Source organism: Billgrantia aerodenitrificans (assembly GCF_021404405.1).
Classification (GTDB): domain Bacteria; phylum Pseudomonadota; class Gammaproteobacteria; order Pseudomonadales; family Halomonadaceae; genus Halomonas; species Halomonas aerodenitrificans.
The window spans coordinates 126,450-146,920 of the sequence record NZ_JABFTV010000012.1 but is presented as its reverse complement, the minus strand read 5'-3'; the positions used below and the strand labels follow the sequence as shown (position 1 = coordinate 146,920).

General features: G+C 65.5%; 22 protein-coding genes. 13 read left to right on the top strand and 9 right to left on the bottom strand.

Annotated elements, in window-relative coordinates; translation table 11 throughout:
- Positions 1-3: 3 nt before the first annotated feature.
- The 3 genes from HOP59_RS20295 to HOP59_RS20285 form a co-directional block, all read right to left on the bottom strand.
- Positions 4-444 carry a DNA polymerase III subunit chi gene (locus tag HOP59_RS20295; protein WP_234255396.1) on the bottom strand — a complete coding sequence of 147 codons (441 nt, stop codon included), beginning with the start codon at positions 442-444 and terminating at the stop codon, positions 4-6.
- Between the two features lie 320 nt (positions 445-764).
- Positions 765-1,841: a branched-chain amino acid aminotransferase gene (locus HOP59_RS20290; RefSeq protein WP_234255419.1), complete on the bottom strand. Its 1,077-nt coding sequence runs from the start codon at positions 1,839-1,841 to the stop codon at positions 765-767.
- A gap of 152 nt (positions 1,842-1,993) precedes the next feature.
- Positions 1,994-3,514, bottom strand: coding sequence for a leucyl aminopeptidase (locus tag HOP59_RS20285; protein ID WP_234255395.1), 1,521 nt, complete (start codon positions 3,512-3,514; stop codon positions 1,994-1,996).
- Between the two features lie 116 nt (positions 3,515-3,630).
- Here HOP59_RS20285 and lptF point away from each other — a divergent pair, with 116 nt between their 5' ends.
- The 11 genes from lptF to HOP59_RS20230 all read left to right on the top strand — a co-directional run bounded on the left by lptF (position 3,631) and on the right by HOP59_RS20230 (position 14,076).
- A complete protein-coding gene (gene lptF / locus HOP59_RS20280) occupies positions 3,631-4,710 on the top strand; it encodes an LPS export ABC transporter permease LptF (protein WP_234255394.1) in 1,080 nt (359 codons plus the stop codon).
- Complete coding sequence (lptG, locus tag HOP59_RS20275; protein ID WP_234255393.1) at positions 4,710-5,774, top strand: LPS export ABC transporter permease LptG; 1,065 nt, start codon at positions 4,710-4,712, stop codon at positions 5,772-5,774. Before lptF ends, lptG begins: the two co-directional genes overlap by 1 nt.
- A 60-nt stretch (positions 5,775-5,834) precedes the next feature.
- A complete protein-coding gene (locus HOP59_RS20270) occupies positions 5,835-6,314 on the top strand; it encodes an RDD family protein (protein WP_234255392.1) in 480 nt (159 codons plus the stop codon).
- Positions 6,315-6,407: 93 nt separating this feature from the next.
- Complete coding sequence (locus HOP59_RS20265) at positions 6,408-6,614, top strand: (2Fe-2S)-binding protein (protein WP_010626566.1); 207 nt, start codon at positions 6,408-6,410, stop codon at positions 6,612-6,614.
- Positions 6,615-6,808: 194 nt separating this feature from the next.
- Positions 6,809-7,291, top strand: a complete 483-nt coding sequence (bfr, locus tag HOP59_RS20260; protein WP_234255391.1) for a bacterioferritin — start codon at positions 6,809-6,811, stop codon at positions 7,289-7,291.
- Between the two features lie 311 nt (positions 7,292-7,602).
- Positions 7,603-8,646, top strand: coding sequence for an ABC transporter substrate-binding protein (locus tag HOP59_RS20255; RefSeq protein WP_234255390.1), 1,044 nt, complete (start codon positions 7,603-7,605; stop codon positions 8,644-8,646).
- A 5-nt stretch (positions 8,647-8,651) separates the two neighbouring features.
- The gene (locus HOP59_RS20250) at positions 8,652-9,440 is read left to right on the top strand and encodes an ABC transporter ATP-binding protein (protein ID WP_234255389.1); all 789 of its coding nucleotides are present in this window, start codon (positions 8,652-8,654) and stop codon (positions 9,438-9,440) included.
- A 9-nt stretch (positions 9,441-9,449) separates the two neighbouring features.
- Positions 9,450-10,217: an ABC transporter permease gene (locus tag HOP59_RS20245; protein WP_234255386.1), complete on the top strand. Its 768-nt coding sequence runs from the start codon at positions 9,450-9,452 to the stop codon at positions 10,215-10,217.
- 141 nt (positions 10,218-10,358) lie between these two features.
- Positions 10,359-11,345: an ABC transporter substrate-binding protein gene (locus HOP59_RS20240; protein ID WP_234255384.1), complete on the top strand. Its 987-nt coding sequence runs from the start codon at positions 10,359-10,361 to the stop codon at positions 11,343-11,345.
- A 2-nt stretch (positions 11,346-11,347) separates the two neighbouring features.
- Positions 11,348-13,048: an ABC transporter permease gene (locus HOP59_RS20235; RefSeq protein WP_234255382.1), complete on the top strand. Its 1,701-nt coding sequence runs from the start codon at positions 11,348-11,350 to the stop codon at positions 13,046-13,048.
- A complete protein-coding gene (locus HOP59_RS20230; RefSeq protein ID WP_234255380.1) occupies positions 13,036-14,076 on the top strand; it encodes an ABC transporter ATP-binding protein in 1,041 nt (346 codons plus the stop codon). Before HOP59_RS20235 ends, HOP59_RS20230 begins: the two co-directional genes overlap by 13 nt.
- On the opposite strand, the gene HOP59_RS20225 is transcribed toward HOP59_RS20230, so the two are convergent.
- The 4 genes from HOP59_RS20225 to HOP59_RS20210 all read right to left on the bottom strand — a co-directional run bounded on the left by HOP59_RS20225 (position 14,073) and on the right by HOP59_RS20210 (position 17,349).
- Positions 14,073-14,297 (bottom strand): DUF1653 domain-containing protein, encoded by a 225-nt coding sequence (locus tag HOP59_RS20225; protein WP_010626575.1) that lies wholly within the window; start codon positions 14,295-14,297, stop codon positions 14,073-14,075. The genes HOP59_RS20230 and HOP59_RS20225 overlap by 4 nt on opposite strands.
- A 31-nt stretch (positions 14,298-14,328) precedes the next feature.
- Entirely contained in the window at positions 14,329-15,165 is an 837-nt protein-coding gene (gene tcdA / locus HOP59_RS20220; RefSeq protein WP_234255378.1) for a tRNA cyclic N6-threonylcarbamoyladenosine(37) synthase TcdA, read from the bottom strand.
- Positions 15,166-15,201: 36 nt separating this feature from the next.
- Complete coding sequence (locus HOP59_RS20215; protein ID WP_010626577.1) at positions 15,202-15,966, bottom strand: pseudouridine synthase; 765 nt, start codon at positions 15,964-15,966, stop codon at positions 15,202-15,204.
- Positions 15,967-16,050: 84 nt separating this feature from the next.
- On the bottom strand, positions 16,051-17,349 hold the full coding sequence (locus tag HOP59_RS20210) for a Glu/Leu/Phe/Val family dehydrogenase (RefSeq protein WP_234255376.1): 1,299 nt from the start codon (positions 17,347-17,349) through the stop codon (positions 16,051-16,053).
- Between the two features lie 151 nt (positions 17,350-17,500).
- Between HOP59_RS20210 and HOP59_RS20205 the strand changes: the two genes are divergently transcribed.
- Positions 17,501-18,820: a ferredoxin reductase family protein gene (locus HOP59_RS20205; protein ID WP_234255375.1), complete on the top strand. Its 1,320-nt coding sequence runs from the start codon at positions 17,501-17,503 to the stop codon at positions 18,818-18,820.
- A 225-nt stretch (positions 18,821-19,045) separates the two neighbouring features.
- The gene (locus HOP59_RS20200) at positions 19,046-19,663 is read left to right on the top strand and encodes a LysE family translocator (protein WP_234255373.1); all 618 of its coding nucleotides are present in this window, start codon (positions 19,046-19,048) and stop codon (positions 19,661-19,663) included.
- 36 nt (positions 19,664-19,699) lie between these two features.
- Here the strand turns inward: HOP59_RS20200 and HOP59_RS20195 are convergent, their stop codons facing one another.
- Together HOP59_RS20195 and HOP59_RS20190 are read right to left on the bottom strand one after the other, a co-directional pair.
- Positions 19,700-20,236: a GNAT family N-acetyltransferase gene (locus tag HOP59_RS20195; protein WP_234255371.1), complete on the bottom strand. Its 537-nt coding sequence runs from the start codon at positions 20,234-20,236 to the stop codon at positions 19,700-19,702.
- Positions 20,237-20,298: 62 nt separating this feature from the next.
- Entirely contained in the window at positions 20,299-20,451 is a 153-nt protein-coding gene (locus HOP59_RS20190) for a hypothetical protein (protein WP_234255369.1), read from the bottom strand.
- Positions 20,452-20,471 lie beyond the last annotated feature (20 nt).

Here is a 20,471-nt window from a genome sequence, read left to right as displayed (position 1 = left end):
GGCTCAGCCGCGTAGTTGATGTGCCTTCACGGGATAGCCGCGCTGCTTGTAGGTCTGCCAGCACTCGCGCTTGGCGACGAGCACCTGCTGGTGCTGGTTGATGATTTCGGCGACCCGCTCGAAGCGCGAGAACCACTCGGGGATGCCCGGGTCGAGGTTGAGCAGCGCCATGGGCGCTTCGGCGCTGGGCTCGGGCGGCTGTTCCCAGCCGATGGTTACCGCCACGCTCTCGGCCATCTCGCTGCCGAGCAGGGCGTGGGGCAGGTAGGCTTCGGGGCGGAAGGTCCACAGCCGCTCGTCGAGATCGCTGGCCATGGCCTCGTCCTCGGCGTGCAGGTGCAGCCGGTAGCCCTTGCCGGCGATGGTCTCGGCCAGCCGGCAGGCGAAGCCGAGCCGTGCTTCCAGCGTGGTATCGGGGAGGATGTAAAAATCTACTTGCGTCATGACGCTCTGTCTAAAACGGGCTGCGCTCGGCCATACGGCGTTAAAAATTGGCTCAATATGCTCATTTACGACTTGTAAACTCCGCTATTTCGCCAATTTTTGCCTTGTCTGGCCATCGCTCGCCGCGTTTTATTTCAGAGCCTGCGCAAGCTCAGGCGAGCGGATGACATCGTGACTGTGGATACTTCCCTGTACGCTACCGACGCCATCCCTGGCGTAGGACCTCCGCGCCGGCCTGCCCTTCGGCGCCCCTCGCCTCGGTGGTAATGCCGTGGTAGCAACGGACTCGCGCCAGCGAGCCCATTGCAGCGCCTTCGCTGTTACACCAGGCGCGTCAACCAACCGTGCTTATCTTCGGCCCGGCCGTACTGCAGATCGAGCAGCTTGCCGCGCAGGCGCTTGGCGATCTCGTTGCCGGCGTCAGGCATCTTCACGGTGCCGTCCTCGGTGACCAGTTGGCCCACCGGGGTGATCACCGCGGCGGTGCCGCAGGCGAAGACTTCGGCGATCTCGCCGGAAGCCACGCCGTCGCGCCACTCGTCGATGCTGATGGCGCGCTCTTCCGGGGTCAGGCCCTCGTCGCGGCCAAGGGTGAGCACCGAGTCGCGGGTTACGCCCTCGAGAATGGTGTCGGTCAGGCGCGGGGTGACCAGGCGGCCGTCCTTGTAGACGAAGAACAGGTTCATGCCGCCCAGCTCCTCGATCCACTTGTTCTCGGCGGCGTCGAGGAAGGCGACCTGGCTGCAGCCGTACTTCTCGGCTTCCTTCTGGGCCGCCAGCGAGGCCGCGTAGTTGCCGCCGCACTTGGCGAAGCCGGTGCCCCCGGGGGCGGCGCGCTTGTAGTGCGAGGAGAGCCAGATCGACACCGGGGCGATGCCGCCCTTGAAGTAGGCGCCGGCGGGGGAGGCGATCACGTAGTAGTCGACCTCCTTGGCCGGGCGTACGCCGAGGAATTTCTCGCTGGCGATCATGAACGGGCGCAGGTAGAGGCTCGATTCGTCGCCCGCGTTCTTGGGCGTGGGCACCCAGCCCTGGTCGAGCTGCATCAGTGCACGCAGCGACTCGACGAAGGTTTCGTCGTCGAGCTCCGGCAGCGCCAGGCGGCGCGCGCTGCGGCGAAAGCGCTCGGCGTTCTTCTCCGGGCGGAACGACCATACCGAGCCGTCCGGGTGGCGGTAGGCCTTGATGCCCTCGAAGATCTCCTGGCCGTAGTGCAGTACGGCGGCCGCCGGGTCGAGTGTCAGCGGACCGTAGGGGCGCACTTCGTGACCGTGCCAGCCGGCATCGGCAGTCCAGCGAACATGGGCCATGTGGTCGCTGAAGTGCAGGCCGAAACCGGGGTTGGCGAGAATGTCGTCGCGAATGTTGGCTGCCGTGGGCGTGGCGGTGGGCAGCATGTCGAAAGTGGCGTTGGGCACGGCAAATGGGTCTCCGCTATGCCGGGATTCCGGCGATTTATTGAGCTTTTCGGCGCTCCGGCGGGATGCATCCGGAGCGCCTGATGCGACAGATGTAACGGTTGACGCCCGGGATGGCAACCTTGGCGGCGTCAGCTCTCGTTTTCGACCTGGCGCGCCTCTTCCTCACGATCGAGCAGGTACTGGGTCAGCAGCCCCACCGGGCGGCCGCTGGCGCCTTTCTGCTTGCCTGAGGTCCAGGCGGTGCCGGCAATGTCCAGGTGCGCCCAGGGGAACTTGTCGGCGAATCGCGAGAGGAAGCAGGCCGCGGTGATGGTACCGGCCGGGCGACCGCCGATGTTGGCCATGTCGGCGAAGTTGGAGTCGAGCTGCTCCTTGTACTCGTCCCACAACGGCAGGTGCCAGGCGCGGTCCCAGGCCGCTTCGCCAGCGTCGAGCAGGTCCAGTGCCAGGTCGTCGTCATTGGAGAGCAGACCGGTGGCGTGGTGGCCCAGGGCGATGATCGCCGCGCCGGTGAGGGTGGCGATGTCGACCACGCTGGCAGGCTCGAAGCGCTCGGCGTAGGTCAGGGCGTCGCACAGCACCAGGCGCCCCTCGGCGTCGGTGTTGAGCACTTCCACGGTGAGCCCTTTTAGCGTCTTGATGATGTCGCCGGGCTTGGTGGCGCGGCCGTCAGGCATGTTCTCGGCGGCGGCGACGATGAACACCAGGTTGAGCTTGGGGCGGATGCCGAGTACCGCTTTGGCGGTGCCGAACACGCTGGCCGCACCGCACATGTCGAACTTCATCTCGTCCATGGCCTCGCCGGGCTTGAGCGAGATGCCGCCGGTATCGAAGGTGATGCCCTTGCCGACCAGTACGTGAGGGGCCTCATCGGCGCTGTCGGCGCCCTGGTACTTCATCACGATCAGCCGCGAGGGCTGTTCGCTGCCGCGGCCCACCGATAGCAGGCTGTGGGCGCCGAGTTCCTCCAGTGCCGCCTCGTCGAGGATCTCGACCGCGAGGGTGCCGCCCGATTCACGGCCGAGCTGCTCGGCCTGGTCGGCCAGGTAGCTCGGCGTGCAGATGTTGCCCGGCAGGTTGCCCAGGGTGCGGGTGTAGGCCACGCCCTGGCCCACGGCATTGCCGATGCGCGCGCCTTCGCGGGCTTCGCCGGCGGCCTCGCTGTCGCTGAGCAGCAGGGCGACCTTGTCGAGCCGCGGGCGCGGGGCCTTCTCCGATTTGAACTCATCGAAGCGGTAGACCGCACGCTGCGCCGCTTCGGCGGTCATGCGCGCCTTCCAGGCAATGCTACGCTCAGGCACGGGGACGTCGGTGAAGGCTACGGCGACGTCTTCCACCGGCAGGCCGGCAACGGCGGTGAAGGCGGCATCCAGTGCCTTGATGAAGGCCCGCTCCTGGCACTTGCCGCGCTCGCCCAGCCCCACCAGCATCAGGCGGTCGGCGCTGAGGCCGGGGGCGAAGGGGAGCAGTTGCACGTTGCCCAGCTTGGCATCGAAGTCGCCGCGCTCGATCAACTGGCCAATCAGCCGCTCGCTGGCGTCGTCGAGCTTGGCGGCGGCAGGCAGCAGATCGCCATCCTTGAAAACCGGGACCACGAGGCAGGCCGATTCGGCCTTGGCAGGATTGGCCGTCTGAACTGGGAATTCCATGGTGACTCCACAAGACAAGCGATGGGGGATTCTGGATAATGCCGGCACGGCTCCGGGGCCTGCCGAATCACCCCAGTGTACTCAAGGCATGGCGCCATTGCATGGAAGACCGCTGCATGATCATTTTTCGATACCTGACCCGCGAGATCCTGCTCACCATGGCCGCCGTTGCCGGCGTGCTGTTGCTGGTCATCATGGGCAGCCGGTTCATCCGCTACTTCACCGACGCGGCGGAGGGCGACATTCCTGCCACCATCCTTGGCAACTTGATGCTGTTCCACCTGCCCGGCTTTCTCGAGCTGATTCTACCGCTGGCCTTCTTTCTCGGCATTCTGCTGGCCTATGGGCAGCTCTATCTCAACAGCGAGATCACCGTGCTGGTGGCTTGCGGTACCAGCCCCATTCGGCTGTTCCAGATCAGCCTGGTGCCGGCCTCCCTGGTGGCGGTATTGGTCGGGCTGTGCAGCCTGTGGCTGACCCCTGCCGGGGCGCTGCACAACGCCGTGATGCTGGAGGAACAGCGCAGCCGGCTCGACTTCTCTGCCCTGGCACCGGGGCGCTTTCAGGACTTCGGTGGCGGCCGCACCGCCTACACCGAGTCGTTCAGCGATGACGGCAGCCGCATGCTAGAGGTGTTCATCAGCGAGCGGCAGCGACGCCGCGACGGCACGCCGGAAACCGCGGTGACCCGCGCCGGCAGCGGCTACCAGACCGTCGACCCCGATACCGGCAGCCGCTTCCTGGTGCTGGCCGACGGCGAGCGCTACAGCGTCGACCCGGGGCGCTTCGAGGCCGAGCGGTTGGAGTTCGAGACCTATGCCGTACGCCTCTCGCTCGGCGGTGAGCGACGCGAGCTGGAGTCGTCGGAGTACGCCACCACGGCTGAGCTGCTGGGCGACGACTCCAGCCGCGCGCAGGCCCAGTTGCAGTGGCGCCTGTCGTTGCCGCTGATGGTCTTCATCCTGACGCTGATGGCGATGCCGCTCTCAAAGGTCAACCCGCGTCAGGGACGCTTCGCCAAGCTGCTGCCGGCGATTTTTCTGCACGTCTGCTATCTCAGCCTACTGCTGGCGGCGCTGGATGCCATCGGCCGCGGCACTCTGCCGGCGGTGATCGGCATGTGGCCGATTCACCTCATGTTCCTGGCGCTCGGCCTGGGCCTGATGATGCACCACCAGCGCAGGGGGATGCGTTGATGCTGACGGATCGTCTCGATCGCTATATCGCCCGCAACGTGCTGGGGGCGATCATCGTCGTCCAGGTCGTGCTGCTGGGCCTCGACCTGGTGATCTCTTACATCAACGACCTGGACGACGTAGAGGGCAACTACGGTGCCTTCCAGGTGCTGCTCTATCTGTTGATGCGGGTGCCATGGCGCTTCTATCAATACGCCCCAGTGGCGGTGTTGATCGGCGCGCTGATCGGTCTGGGCAGCATGGCGTCGAGCAACGAGCTGACGGTGATGCGGGCCGCAGGACGCTCTCTGGCGCGCATCCTGTGGGGGGTGATGAAGCCCATCATCCTGGTGGTGGTCGTGGTACTGCTGACCGCCGAGTATGTCAGCCCGCGTACCGAGCAGTTCGCCAGCGCCTGGCGCCTGGAGCAGATGCAGGGCGAAGGGGCGGTGCTGGTCCAGCGCGGCGGCTGGCAGCGTGAGGGCGACAGCGTCTACCGCTTCGGTGCCATACGCGCCGATGACACCGTGCTCGACCTTACCCGCTATCGCTTCGAGGGGCGCGAACTGCGCGAGGCCATCGTGGCCGAGCGTGCGGTATGGCGCGACGGCAGCTGGCAGCTCGAGGAAGTGGGCATCACGCGCTTCTTCGACGACCGCACCGAGGCGGAGCATCACGCCCAGCACCCCTGGCAGACCAACCTGACGCCGGCCCAGCTCAATCGGCTGCTGCTGCCGATCAACAGCCAGGCGCCCAGCGAGCTGTGGGCCTACTCCCGCTTCCTGCGGGATCAGGGCCTGCAGGCGACCCAGCCGTTGCTCTACTTCTGGCAGAAGATGCTGATGCCGCTGATGATGGGCTCGCTGGTGCTGGTGGCGGCCTCGTTCGTGTTCGGCCCGCTGCGCACCGTGGCGGCCGGTACGCGGGTGTTCTATGGGGTCATCGTCGGGTTGACGTTCAAGTACCTGCAGGACCTGCTGGCACCGGCCTCGACGGTGTTCGGCTTTTCCCCGGTATGGGCGGTGCTGACCCCGATTCTGTTCAGTGCCGGGCTGGGACTGTACCTACTGCGCCGTACCGGCTAGGGGGCCTGGCCGCGACTGCCTGGGCGACCGAGCCCACGTACACGTTAGGAAGAAACCGCAATGCAACGACGTTTCGATCAGCTCGACGATGTGTGGCCGACCGGCCTCGGCCGGCGCCTGGGCGCCATGCTCTACGACGCCTTTCTGGTGGCGGCGATCTGGATCGCCATCGCCGTGCTGCACGTGGCATTCGTGCGCTACGTGCTGGGCCTGGGCCCGGAGGATGTCGGGGCGGGAGAGCCCCAGCGCATGACGCTGCAACTGCTGCTGCTGATAGGCGCCTTCGTCTTCTTCGCCTTCTCCTGGATGCGCGGTGGCATGACGCTTGGCATGCAGGCCTGGCGCCTGCGTGTGCAGACTCTCGATGGCCGCTCGATCACGCTGATGCAAAGCCTGGTCCGCTATGTGGTGGCCTGGCTTTCCCTGGCCGCCTTCGGCCTGGGCTACCTCTGGGTGCTGTTCGACCGCCAGCGTCGCAGCTGGCCGGATATCGTCTCCGGAACGCAAGTGGTCGTGCTGCCCAAGTCGACGCGGCGGTGATGTGACGCCGATCAAAAAATGTTCGATTTGCCCTTGCGATAGTCTATGCGAATCATTTACATTAAGCCTCGTAAGCACAGCGAGGTGATGTCGATGTACGTATGTCTCTGCAAGGGCGTATCAGACCGCAAGATCCGTGAGACCGTGGCGGACGGCGCGCGCAGCTGGCGCGAGGTTCAGCGCGAAACGGGCTGCGGTACCCAGTGCGGCAAGTGCGCCTGTGTGGGCAAGACCATTACCCGCGACGCCATCACCGCTGAAGTCATGGCTTCCGCCAACGACCTGGCTTACGCCGTATAGCGGCTCTCTTCTTCCCCGCAGGCAGCCGTCCTGCGGGTGACGCCAATCTTTCTCATTCTTGTTGTCATTGATCCAACCTGCTGCTCCGGTTGGATTTTTTGCGTGGTTGGCCGGATACTGCCTATCATTAATGGATGAGCGTCACGTAACGACAAAGCAAGGCCCCACGACCGATCGGAGAAGGGAGAAAGGCAATGAAAGGCGATGCCAAGGTCATCGAGTACCTCAACAAGGCTCTCGGCAACGAGCTGGTGGCGATCAACCAGTACTTCCTGCATGCCAAGATGTACAAGGACTGGGGCCTCAAGGCGCTGGCCAAGTGGGAGTACGACGAGTCCATCGACGAAATGAAGCATGCCGACAAGCTGATCGAGCGCATCCTGTTCCTCGAAGGGGTACCCAACCTGCAGGACCTCGGTAAGCTGCACATCGGCGAGAACGTGCGCGAGATGCTCGAGAGCGATCTAAAGATCGAGCATGAAGGACGCAACGACTACATCGAGGCCATCGCCTACTGCGAGCAGGTCAAGGACTACGTTTCCCGCGATCTGTTCCGTCACATCCTGGCCGATGAAGAAGAGCATATCGACCATATCGAGACCGAGCTCGGCCTTATCGACAAGGTCGGCATCGAGAACTACCTGCTGAAGCAGATGCAGGAAGCCGGCGACGAGTAACGGCGATCCCGCAAGCTTCCATCCAGCGGCACCGACACGTATCGGTGCCGTTTTTCTTTGTGTGCACGCCGATGCGCCGTTCCCATCCCTGCGTTTACGCTGCGTTACCTGGCGTGTGCTGTTCGTCACCGATGAACTAAGCTGGTGCAAGCGGCCCGATTTGGCGCTGGTCGTGCACATCCCAGGTGCCAAGCGCAGTGCGCCATGCCCCGCTATGGCTCACTGGCACCAAGCCTAAGGGAACTGCACCCTTTTGGCAGGCCGATTGCATAGAACAAACACAACCAGAACGCATCGCGAGGGTGGCATTCATGAGTCGTCAACTTACCGCCGGCCTGCTGGCCGGAGCGTTGAGCCTTTCCCTGCTTGGCGCCGCCGTGGCCCAGGCGGATGAAACCCGTATTCGCTTTCAGCTCGACTGGCGCTTCGAGGGGCCTTCGGCACCCTTTTTGATGGCCGTGGAGCGCGGCTATTTCGCCGAAGAGGGGCTCAACGTGCAGATCGACTCCGGCAGTGGCTCTGCCGGCGCCATCAACCGGGTCGCCTCGGGGGCCTACGAGATGGGCTTCGGTGATCTCAATGCCTTGGTGGAGTTTCTTGCCGAGAACCCTGGCGCCCCGGGTATCCAGGGCGTCTACGTGGTCTACGACGGTACACCGGCTTCGGTATTGGCGCGCAAGGATCGCGGCATCGAGTCGCCGGCGGATCTGGCCGGCAAGTCGCTCGCCGCCCCGGCCTTCGACACCGGCTACCGGGCCTGGGGCATCTTCGCCGCCGCCAACGAACTCGAGGCCGGCGCCGTCGAGTGGCAGAACGTCGATCCCGCCCTGCGCGAGACGCTACTGGTGCGCGGTGACGTGGATGCCATCACCGGCTTCTACTTCACCAGCCTGCTCAACCTGGAAGGCCGCGGCATGGACGAGGAGCAGCTCACCATCATGCCGTTCCCGGACTACGGCGTGCCGCTCTACGGCAATGCCATCATCGCCAGCGAAGCGTTCTCCGAAGCCAACCCTGAAGCGGTGGAGGGCTTCCTGCGCGCCTTCAACCGCGCTTTGGCAGAGACCCTGGCCGACCCCGAAGGAGCGATCGAGTATGTGCGCAACCGTGATGCGCTGATCGACGTCGAGATGGAGACCCGCCGGCTCAAGCTGGCCATCGCCAGCGTCATCGACACGGAAGACGCACGCGCCAACGGCGCCGGTGGTGTGGATGAGCAGCGTCTGCGCGAAGCGATCCAACTGGTGGCGGACGCCTACGACCTGCCCTCGGTGCCCGAGCCCGAACGGGTGTTCACTTCAAGCTTCCTGCCGCCCCAGGAGGAGCGCATGATCTTCCCCGAGCGCGCGGAGTGACGGCTTTGGCAGACTCCACGTCCTTCGTCGACTTCGACCGGGTCAGCCTGGCCTACGATGACTCCGGCAATGCCATCGAGGACATCTCGCTCTCCATCCGGGAGGGCGAGTTCGTCGCCTTCGTCGGCCCCTCCGGCTGCGGCAAGTCTACCTTCATGAAGCTGTGCACCGGGCTGCATGCGCCCACCGCCGGCAGCGTGCAGGTGGACGGCACCGCGGTAGGCGGGCCGCTGAAGATCTGCGGCATGGCGTTCCAGAGCGCCAACCTGCTGCCCTGGCGCACCACCCTGGACAACGTGCTGCTGCCGCTGGAGATCGTCAAACCCTACCGCTCGCAGTTTCGCAAGCGACGCGCGGAGTTCATTGGCTGGGCCCGCGATCTGCTGCGCACGGTAGGGCTCGAGGGCTACGAGGACCAGTACCCGTGGCAGCTCTCCGGGGGCATGCAGCAGCGCGCCTCGATCTGCCGCGCGCTGATTCACCGTCCGCGCTTGCTGATGCTCGACGAGCCTTTCGGCGCGCTGGATGCCTTCACCCGCGAGGAGCTGTGGTGCGTGCTGCGCGATCTGTGGGAGGCCCAGCGCTTCACCGTGGTGCTGGTGACCCACGACCTGCGCGAAGCGGCGTTCCTGGCCGATACCGTCTACGTCATGAGTCGCCGGCCGGGTCGTATCATCGAGCGTCGCGAGATCGACCTGCCGCGGCCGCGCGAGTTGGCGGTGACCTACGAGAAGCCTTTCATCGATCTGGTGCAGGAGTTGCGCCACCTGATCGGTGACATCCGCAGCGCCTGAGGAGCGAGCATGAGCAAAAATGAAAAGCTGCGCGAGCGGCTGGCGCCCTGGGTCGCGGTGCTGGCGTTGGTGGCGATCTGGGAAATCAGCGTGCGCCTGCTGCAGGTGCCGGAGTTCATCTTTCCCAGCGCCTCGGCCACCGCCCAGGCGCTGGTGACCTTTGCTGGGCCCATCAGCATGCACTCCTGGCAGACCCTGTGGACCACCATGGCGGGTTTCGCCCTGGGCGTGGCGGTAGGCCTGGCACTGGGTTTCATCATCGGCTCCTCGCGCTTTCTCTACCACGCTTGCTACCCGCTGCTGGTAGGCTTCAACGCCATCCCCAAGGTCGCCTTCGTGCCGATCCTGGTGGTGTGGTTCGGCATCGGCTCGGTGCCGGCTATCCTGACTGCCTTCCTGATCTGCTTCTTTCCCATCGTGGTCAACGTGGCCACCGGCCTGGCCACGCTGGAGCCGGAAATGGAGGACGTGCTGCGGGTACTCGGCGCGCGACGCATCGACGTGCTGCTCAAGGTGGGGCTGCCGCGCTCGCTGCCCTACTTCTTCGCCTCGCTGAAGATCGCCATCACCCTGGCCTTCGTCGGTACCGTGGTCTCCGAAACGGTGGCATCGAACCAGGGCATCGGCTACCTGATGATGAGCGCCGGCTCGCAGATGCGCATGGCGCTGGTGTTCGCCGGGCTGATCGTGATCAGCGCCATGGCCATGGTGATGTACGAGCTGTTTGCGTTACTCGAGAAGCGCATGACGGGGTGGGCACATCGCGGCCAGCGGTGAGGGGCCTTGCGCGAACAAGCGTCGTCACGCAAGAGGACGGCGGCTCGCCCCATGGCGGCAGGTTGAAGAACATGTCTCTGTCACTTTGCTGTAAGCCAACGGCAGTACTTTCGATGAGGCTCATTCATCGGAGGTTTTCACATGCCGAAGCACCCCCTGCCAACCGCACTCACCGCCTCTGTGTTATTCGCCTTGCTGGCAATGCCTTCGCTTGCCAGCGAGAAGCTGGTGCTCTATACCAGCCAGCCCAACAGCGACGCCCAGCAGACCGTCGATGCCTTCCGTGCCGCCCATCCCGATGTCGAAGTGGAGTGGGTGCGCGACGGTACCACGCAGTTGATGACCCGGTTGCGCTCCGAACTCTCCGCCGGGGTCAGCAACCCCGACGTGCTGCTGATCGCCGACAGCATGACCATGGAGTCGCTCAAGCGGGAGGGGCACCTGCAGGCCTATCTGAGCCCCGAGCGCGAGGTCTACGCGGACGAGCTGTACGATCCCGAGGGCTACTACTACGGCACCAAGCTGATTACCACCGGCATCGTCTACAACACCGGGGCCGAGCGTCAGCCGCAGAGCTGGCAAGAGCTCACCCAGCCCGAATACGCCGGCCAGGTGACCATGCCGAGCCCGCTCTACTCCGGTGCCGCGCTGATCCACATGGCGTCGATCGAGGCCCATCCCGAACTGGGCGAGGGTTACTTTGATGCGCTGCAGGCCAACCGCACCGAGGCCCAGGGCGGCAACGGCGGCGTATTCAACGCGGTGGCGGCGGGCAGCAAGCCCTATGGCATCGTGGTGGATTTCCTGGCAATTCGCGAGGCCGCCAAGGGCTCGCCGGTGGCGTTCGTGTTCCCCGAGGAGGGGGTCAGTGCCGTGACCGAGCCGGTCGCCATCATGCAGAGCGCCAGGAACCTGGAAGCGGCGCAGAAGTTCGTCGACTTCGTGCTCTCGCGAGAGGGTCAGGAGCTGGTGAGCGAGCAGGGCTACCTGCCCGCGCATCCCGAGGTTACACCGCCCGAGGGCTTCCCCGCCCGTGACGACATCGTCTTGATGCCGCTGGATACCCAGAATGCCCTGGCCAGGGAAGCCGAGCTCAAGCAGCGCTTCGGCGACCTGTTCGGCAGCTGATCATGACACCGAGCCTGACGGCAGGCAGCCAGCAACGCTGGCTGCTTACCCTGCTGACCGTCACGATCGTGCTGCTCAGCCTGGTGCCTAGCCTGCGTCTGTTGCTCGAAGCGTTGGGCGACCTGGCTCAGGGCAGCGAGGCGCCGCTGTGGCGCGTGCTGCAGGCCGAGAGTACCTGGCGGGCGCTGTGGCGCAGCCTCTATACCTCGGGGCTTGGCATGTTGATCGCTCTGGCGCTGGGCAGCCTGTTCGCCTTCGTGATCACCCTGACCGATATCCGCGGCAAGGCGTGGCTGGTGTTCTGTTTCATGCTGCCGATGATGATTCCGCCCCAGGTCACCGCGCTGAGCTGGCTGCAGCTGTTCGGCCCGGCGAGCCCGTTGCTGAAGAGTATCGGCATGGCACCGCCGCTGGGCAGTCCACAGCCGCTCTATTCCGCCGAGGGTATTGCCCTGCTGCTGGGGATCCAGAGCGCACCGCTGGTGTTCCTGGCATTACGTACCTCACTGCTTTCCCTGCCCCGTGAACTGGTCGAGGCCGCCCGTATCAGCGGAGCCCGCCAGGCTCAGGTGTGGGGCCATGTCATCCTGCCGGTGACCCGTGGTGGCCTGATCGCCGGCGGTGCCATGGCATTCATTTCCAGCCTGGGCAATTTCGGCATCCCGGCCATGCTGGGCATCCCCGCTGGTTACTACGTGCTGCCGACTCTGATCTACCAGCGCATGGCCAGCTTCGGCACCGGTGTGCTGGCCGAAATGGCCTCGCTGTCGCTGCTGATCGGCGTGCTGGCGCTGGCTGGCGTCGCGCTGCAGCAGGCGTGGATGAAGCGCAGCCGCTTCGGCCTGGTGGGCCACTCGGGACGCGCTCACGATTTCTCTCTGGGGCGCTGGCGCGGCGCGGTGACCGCGCTGCTCATCGCTGTGCTGCTGGCGATCCTCATCGCGCCTCTGGCGGCGCTGGTGGTGAGCTCGCTGGTGCCCGCCGTGGGCGTGCCGCTCAGCTGGGAGAGCGCCACCCTGAACGCCTATCACGAGGTGATCGGCCGCCAGGGGGCGACCTGGCGCGCGGTGCGTAACAGCCTGTGGCTGGCGGGCGGCGCCGCACTGGTGCTGATGCTTTGCAGCCTGCCGCTGGCCTATCGTCTGCAGCGTCTCCCGCAGCGCTGGCAGAGTCTGGCCCTCGGCGCCATCGAGCTGCCCTATGCGCTGCCCGGGGTGGTGCTGGCGGTGGCCTGCATCCTGCTCTTCGTGCGTCCCATCCCTCTGGTGAACGTAGCGCTCTACGGCACCCTGGGGCTGATCTTCGTGGCCTATCTGATGCGTTTTCTGGTGGTGTGCCTCAAGCCCGTGGCGGCCGGTCTGGCCCAGCTCGACCCTGCGCTGGAGGAAGCCGCCCAACTGGCGGGAGCCGGCCCCTGGCGTCGCCTGGGCGGCATCGTGCTGCCGCTGGTGGCACCGGCGCTATTCGCCGGTGGGCTGTTGGTGTTCCTGCTGGCGGTGAACGAGCTGACGGTCTCAGCGCTGCTGTGGAGCGCCGGTAACGAGACGCTGGGCGTGCTGATCTTCAATCTGGCCGAGGGCGGCGAGAGCGTGCTGGCCGCCGCCGTATCGGTGCTGGTAGTGGCGATGATTGCCGCACTGATGCTCTGTCTCAGCTGGCTGGCACCGCATCTGCCCAAGGGGGTCGTGCCATGGCAGGGTTGATGATTGATCGGGTCTCCAAGTGCTTCGGTGAACAGCAGGCCGTCGATTCGCTCTCGCTGGACATCGAGCCGGGAGAGTTCGTGGCTTTGCTCGGCCCCAGCGGCTGCGGCAAGACTACCATGCTGCGTATGCTGGCCGGCTTCGAGGCGCTCAGCGAGGGCGAGATACGCCTGGGAGAGCGTACCCTGGCCAGCCGCGAGCTTCATGTGCCGCCGGAGCAACGCAACATGGCCATGGTGTTCCAGTCCTACGCCTTGTGGCCGCACATGAGCGTGGCCGACAACGTCGGCTACCCGCTCAAGCTGCGGCGCCTGGAGGGCGACGCTTACCGGCGCCGGGTGGCTCAGGCGCTGAGCCTGGTGGATCTGGCGTCACATGCTGGCCGTTCGCCACAGGAGTTGAGCGGTGGGCAGCGGCAGCGCGTGGCACTGGCACGCTGCCTGGTCACCGACCCGGATGTGGTGCTGCTCGACGAGCCCTTGGCCAACCTGGATCGCCACCTCCGTGCGGCCATGGAACAGAGCTTTCGTGAGTTTCATCGCCGCACTCGCGCCACCATGATCTACGTGACCCACGATCAGAGCGAGGCGATGTCGCTGGCGGATCGCATTGCGGTGATGCGTGGCGGCCGGCTGGAGCAGTGGGCCACGCCGGAGGCGCTCTACCGCCGGCCGCGCAGTGCCTGGGTAGCCAGCTTCATTGGCCAGGGGAGCTTGCTTCAAGTGGCGGCAGGACGGCCGGGGCAGCGGCTCGACGAGCACACTTTGATGCATGGGCTCGCGGCGGTCGCCAGCGAGCGCGTCCAGCCGGTGTTGGTGCGGCCCGAGCATGTCACGGTGTTGCCTGACGCTTCGGCCCAGCGGGGCCTGAGGGCGAGGGTGGAAAGCGTGACCTTTCGCGGCGAGCGCCATGAGTTGCACCTGCGCCTGGCAAGCGGTGAGTCGCTGGTGGCCTATCATCACGCCGCTCTGGTCGAAGGAGAGAGCGTGGAGCTGATCCTGCACGAAGGGTGGTGTCTGGAACCCTAGAATGCCTTCTCCAGGTCGAAGCGCGGCACCGGTTCGCCGCGCACCTCGACGGTCTCGGTGAACATGGCGAGCGGACGGACCCACAGGCCGTAGTCGCCGTACAGCGCACGGTAGACCACCAGTGGCTCCTCGGTTTCGCTGTGATGAGCGACGCCGAGCACCTCGTAGCGGTTGCCCTTGTAGTGGCAGTAGATGCCGGGAACGGGGAGGGGGTGAGTCATCGCGCAGGGCTCCAGTTCAGAGTCGTTGTCGTTATTGGCTGCTGCTTGCGGCAGCGCGCTTTGCCAGGCGGGCCAGCACCCGTGAGGCGGCCACGAAGCCGAAACTGCCGGTGAGGAAGGTGGCTGCACCCACGCCGGAGGCGCAGTCGAGGCGGGTCGATTCTCCGGCGCTGGGCTTCTGCAGGCAGACCTCGCCATCGGCGCCGGGGAAGACCAGCTGTTCGTCAGAATAGACGCACTCTACCGAGAAGCGCCGCTTGGGGTTGCGCGAGAAGCCGTAATCCCGGCGCAGCCGGGCGCGCACCTTGGCCAGCAGCGGGTCGTGCTCGGTACGCGCGAGATCCGCCACCTTGATCCGCGTGGGGTCGCTCTGCCCGCCGGCGGCGCCGGCCACGACGATGGGCAGCTTGCGTCGCTTGCACCAGGCGATCAGCGCGGCCTTGGCCACCACGCTGTCGATGGCATCGACCACGTAGTCGGCGTCTTCGGGAATGCGCTGTGCCAGGTTGCCCGGCGTGACGAAGGCCGTGTCGGCGACGACCTGAATGCTGGGCTGGATCGCCCGGCAGCGCTCGGCCAGCACATCGACCTTGGGCCGGCCGATGTTGCCATCCAGGGCGGGAAGTTGGCGGTTGACGTTGGACACGCAGACGTCGTCGAGATCGATCAGGGTGAGGCGGCCGATTCCCGAGCGCGCCAGTGCTTCTACCGTCCAACTGCCGACACCACCCACGCCGACCACGACGACGTGGGCCTGACGAAAGTAGTCGAGCGCACGGGCGCCGTAGAGTCGCCGAATTCCACCGAAGCGGAAATCGTAGTCGTCCTGGGCCGGGGCGGCTTCCTGCGGTGGCAATGGGGCGGTCATGTCGGCGTCTTGAAACTCCGGTTGGTGGCGGTGGTGTCAGGCTAGGGAGAGCGGCGCTTCGGAGCAACCTGCCTGGTCGGTAGGCAGGTGGCCAGCCCAGCCGAAATGCTGGAACAGGGCCGTCATGGGGGCGTCCAGGCTACAGCTCAAGGTCAGGCAGCGCCCCGTGACGGGATGTTCAAAGCTCAAGCCGACGGCCGCCAGCAGCAGCCGCGGGCAGCCCAGGCGCTCGGCGAAGAAGCGGTTGTGGTTGCCCTTGCCGTGCTTGGCGTCGCCGATGATGGGGTAGCCGCGCCGTGACAGGTGGCGCCGGATCTGGTGGCGGCGGCCGGTCAGCGGGCGCACCTCCATCAGGGAGTAGCGGCTGCTGGGATAGCGGTCCACCTGCACCGGCAGCTCGACGCTGTCCAGCCGCTTCACTTCGGTGAGGGCTTCGAGCGCCGGCATCTCCGCCTTGGGCCGGCTGCCATCCTCCTCGCGCAGGGCGTAATCGAGCCACTCTTGTGCGGGGCCGACGCCGCGCACCACCGCCAGATAGCGCTTGGCGGCCCGGCGTTCGGTGAAGATCTCGCCCAGGCGTGCAGCGATGTCCGAATTCAGAGCGAACACCATGACACCCGAGGTGGGGCGATCCAGTCGATGTACCGGATAGACGCGCTGGCCGAGCTGATCGCGCAGGCGTTGCAGCAGGAACTCGCGCTCGCCGCCCGCCAGCTTGGAGCGGTGCACCAGCAGGCCCGCCGGCTTGTGCACCGCGACCAGGTGCTCGTCCCGGTAGAGAAGGCTCAGAGGGTTCGTCATGACGGCCCGGTTCGGCAACGAAAGGCCGCTATTGTCGCCTTGGCCAATGCCCTTGTCACCCCGAGTTGCGGCTGGCTGCCTCGCTCACTCGCTGTCCTGACAGTTGCCGCGCAGCTCGATGGCGTGGGCGATGCGCTCGATGCCTTGGCGATACGCCGCCCGGCGATAGGAGATCTCCTCCTGTTCGGCGCGCTCGAAGACCAGTTCGCTCTGGCGTTCGAGGTGCTCGGCCAGCCGCCGATTGATCTCCTCCTCCGGCCAGCGCTCGCCGCTACGATTCTGCACCCACTCGTAGTAGCTGACGATGACGCCGCCAGTGTTGGCCAGCACGTCGGGCAGTACCGGCACGCCGCGCTCCTCGAGCCGTTCGTCGGCACGGCTACTGACCGGCCCGTTGGCGATCTCGAGCAGCGCGCCGGCCTTGACCCGATCGACGTTGTCTTCATGCACCTGATTCTCCAGTGCCGCCAGCGCCAGGACGTCCACCTCCAGGGTGAGCAGCTCGTCGCGATCGAGCTTCTCAACGTTCTCGGCGATGCACACAGAATCGTCGCAGTAAACCATCTCGTGCAGCCGCATATTACGCTGCTTCTGCTCCATGATGGCGTCAGGATCGAGGCCTTCCTCGCTGTAGATAGCGCCCTTTGAGTCGGACACCGCAACGATGCGATAGCCCTGATCGTGGGCTAGCCGGGCAAAGTGATAGGCAGCATTACCGAAGCCCTGGATAGCCACTGTTGTCTCCTCTGGCTTGCGCTTCTCGCGCGCTGCCCACAGGTCGAGCACGTGCAGGGCGCCGCGTCCGGTGGCGGCCACACGACCCAGCGACCCGCCCAGCTCGGGAGGCTTGCCGGTAATCGCGGAGGGTACCTTGCCACGGGCCAGGTGGTCGAACTCGTCGGCCATCCAGCCCATCACCGTGGCGTTGGTGTTTACGTCCGGTGCGGGAATGTCGCGGTCGGGTCCCATGATGTCGGCGATGGCGCGAACGTAGCCCCGGGCCAGTCGTTCCAGCTCCAGCTTCGACAGCTGCTTGGGGTCCACCTTCACGCCGCCCTTGCCGCCGCCGTAGGGCAGGTCGACCACGGCGCACTTCACCGCCATCCAGAAGCTGAGGGTGGTCACTTCCTCCTGATTGACGTCGGGATGAAAGCGAATGCCGCCCTTGGCCGGCCCCAGCGTCGTGTTGTACTGCACCCGCCAGCCGGGAAAGACCTTGAGGCGGCCATCGTCCATGCGCACCGGCACGCTGACCTGCAGCGAGAGGCTGGGCTGCATCAGTCGCTCCCTGGCATCGCCCTGGATGTCGATGGCTTGGCACACTTCCTCGAGGCGCGAGCGTGCGTCGTCGAACAGGTTGGCATGATCCGTTTGCCCAGACATCGGTTTCCTCCTGATGATGTGGCCTGTCGTTGCCTGATTCAGCGTAGCAGCATCGGGTGATATGTGAGCCAAAGGCGCAAGAACATAAAGCTTCAAACGGTTACATGCCGAAGCACTATCTTGAGCAGGAGATTTGGACAAGGAGGTCGTTGTGAGTCGATTGGCCCGAAGCGCACTGCTTTGGTGTGGTGGCTATCTTTTGTTGGCTCTGTTGCCCCTCGGCATCGCCGTTATCCGCCAGCCTGACGAAACGCGGGAGTTCGGTGCCGAACTCGGTGCCCTGCTGGGGCTGCTGGCGCTTGGCGTTCTTGCCTGTCAGGCGGTGATCTCGGGGCGGCATCGCTGGTTCGCCGAATCGGTCGGTCACGACAACATTCTGCAGTTCCATCGCCAGACCGGCATCTTCGCGCTGCTGCTGGTGCTGGCCCATCCGCTGGTGATGATCGCCACCCGACCCGGCTGGATCGAGTATCTCGATCCCCGCGAGGATACCCTGCGCGCGATCACCCTCATACTGCTGGTGCTGGCCACGCTGATGCTGGTGGCAAGCTCGCTGTGGCGTACGCGCTTCGGGCTCTCCTACGAGTGGTGGCGGGCTCTGCACGGCGGGCTGTCGCTTTTCGTCGTCGCCGGTGGCCTGGGCCATGCGGTCATGGTGCAGCACTACACGGAAAGCATCTTCACGACGCTGCTGCTGGGCGCGGTGGTGGGGCTTGCGCTGCTGCTGGTGGTCGAATCGCGCCTGCTGAGGCCGTGGCGTCTACGCAAGTGTCCCTGGAGGGTGGTGGACAACCAACAGGAGCGTGGCGATGCGGCAACCCTGACCCTTGAAGCCGAAGGTGATCATCGTCTCGACTTCGCACCCGGACAGTTTTTCTGGATCACCCTGGGCGAGACACCGTTCTCGCTGCAGCAGCATCCATTCTCGGTGGCCTCGTCCAGTGAAGATGGCAAGCGCTTCGCGTTCACGGCCAAGCGCCTGGGTGACTTCACCAACACCCTCCCTGAGGTGCCGTCCGGCACACGCGCCTTCGTCGAAGGGCCCTACGGCGCCTTCATACCCGAACCGGACAATGCCTCCGGTGCGGTACTCATCGCCGGCGGTATCGGCGTCACGCCGATCATGAGCATCCTGCGCTCGCTGCGTGACCAGGGCGATACCCGGCCGCTGTGGCTGCTCTATGCCAACAAGACTTGGGAGGACGCCACCTTTCGCGATGAGCTGGCCGAGCTGGAGCAGACCCTCGATCTCGACGTGATCCACGTCATCAGCGACCCCGAGCCGGAATGGAAGGGGGAGAGCGGCAAGATCGACGAAGCGCTGGTGAAGCGTCGGCTGCCGCCGGACGACGGCCGCCGCGAATATTTCATCTGCGGCCCCGAGCCGCTGATGAATGCCGCCGAGAAAGCCCTGCTTGCCCAGGGGGCGGCGACCACGCGGATCTATTCCGATCGTTTCGACATCGTTTAGGAGAGGAGCATGCTGCACGTCATCGCCAAGTGGGCCGGCAGCGTGGCCAGCGGACTGTTGTTGCTGATCGTGGTGCTGCTGGCGCTATGGTTGGCAGGCCGGATCTGATGGACCGGCTCTGATGGAATGAGCTGATGAGATGTGCCTGGCGCCCGGCGATGGGGGCTGGTCATGAGGCATTGCACTCGGGCATGATCGAATTTTCGCCCTGACCGTGAGGCCCCCATGTCCCCCGAGAGCGCCTTGCTCTACTTCCTCGCCATCTTCATCTTCGCCGTTACCCCCGGCCCCGGGATCTTCGCCATCCTGGCCCGCGGCATGTCCGCCGGGGCGCGTGCCTGCTGGCCTCTGGCGCTGGGCATGACGGTCAGCGACCTGCTCTACCTCATGCTGGCCTTTCACGGGCTGGCGGTGCTGGCCGAGCACTGGGGCGAGGCGTTCACCATGATTCGCTATGTCGGTGCCGCCTATCTCTTCTACCTGGCCTGGAAACTGTGGACCTCGCCCGTCGGTGAGGCCGACCTGTCGGCAGGATCCCGGCGTGTCGACATCGTGAAGGGGTTTCTGCAGGGATTTCTCATCTCCGCTTCCAACCCCAAGGTGATCCTGTTCTACATCGCCTTCTTGCCGACCTTCGTCGACCTGGTGGCGCTGGCCTCCGGCGACATGCTGTTGACTGTGTCGCTGACGTTCGTCGGGCTCATGCTGGGACTGATGCTGGTCGCCGTGGGGGCCGCCAGCGCGCGCCGGTGGCTGCAGAGCGAGCGTGCCATGAAGGGGGCTAACCGCTCCGCGGGGGCGCTGATGGTGGCGGCAGGCGCTTTCCTGGTGGCCAAGGGCTAAGCGTCTCGAGGGCTGCGTCGCGGCGTACCGACGACCTCAGGCCAACCAGTCGCTGCGTTCCAGACGGTAGATACAGCAGAGGTCGTTGCCCAGGCGGCGCTTTTCGACGAAGCGAAAGCCCAGCCGCTCGTAGAAGCGCTGGGCCCGACGATTGTCGGCGAGCGGATCGATCAGCACGGCGGAAACCCGGGGGTCGGCGAAGCAGTGCGCCAGGGCCAACTGCATCATGGTGGTGCCGTAGCCCTTGCCCAGCTCCTCGGGCTCGCCAATCCAGATATCGATGGCACGCAAGCCGTCGCCCACCTCGCCCCAGTAGCCGCTCTCGTCACGGGCGGGATCGAGTATCTGGATGAAGCCGATGGCGCGTCCTTCGCGCTCGGCGATGAACTGTTGGCAGCCTTCGGCCGGATGGGCCAGCTCGGTCTGCCACTCCCATTTGTCGTTGGGGTTGGCCGCAACGACATGGGGCTCGGTGTCCCAGCGCTCGAGCAAGGGACGATCCTCGGGTGTCGCGGGGCGCAGTCGCAGCCGCCGCTTGGCATTCACTTCCGTGTTGATTGGGTCAGTTTCCACCAGCGTCTCATTCCATCGAAAGAGCCTAGCCAAAGCATAGCAGCTGCCGTTCCGAACAGCGGTCATACGGCGGTTCGGTCCGGGGGTGGGGCTCCAGTCCGGCGCCGCCGCTCGCGCTCACGGCGGCGGCGGTGGGCCAGGGCATTGCCATTTGCCAGTTGGACCAGGAAATCGATCTCCTCGTCACTGAGCGGTTCGCGCTGGCGCCGTGGCATAGGGCTTCTCCTGTCGAAGC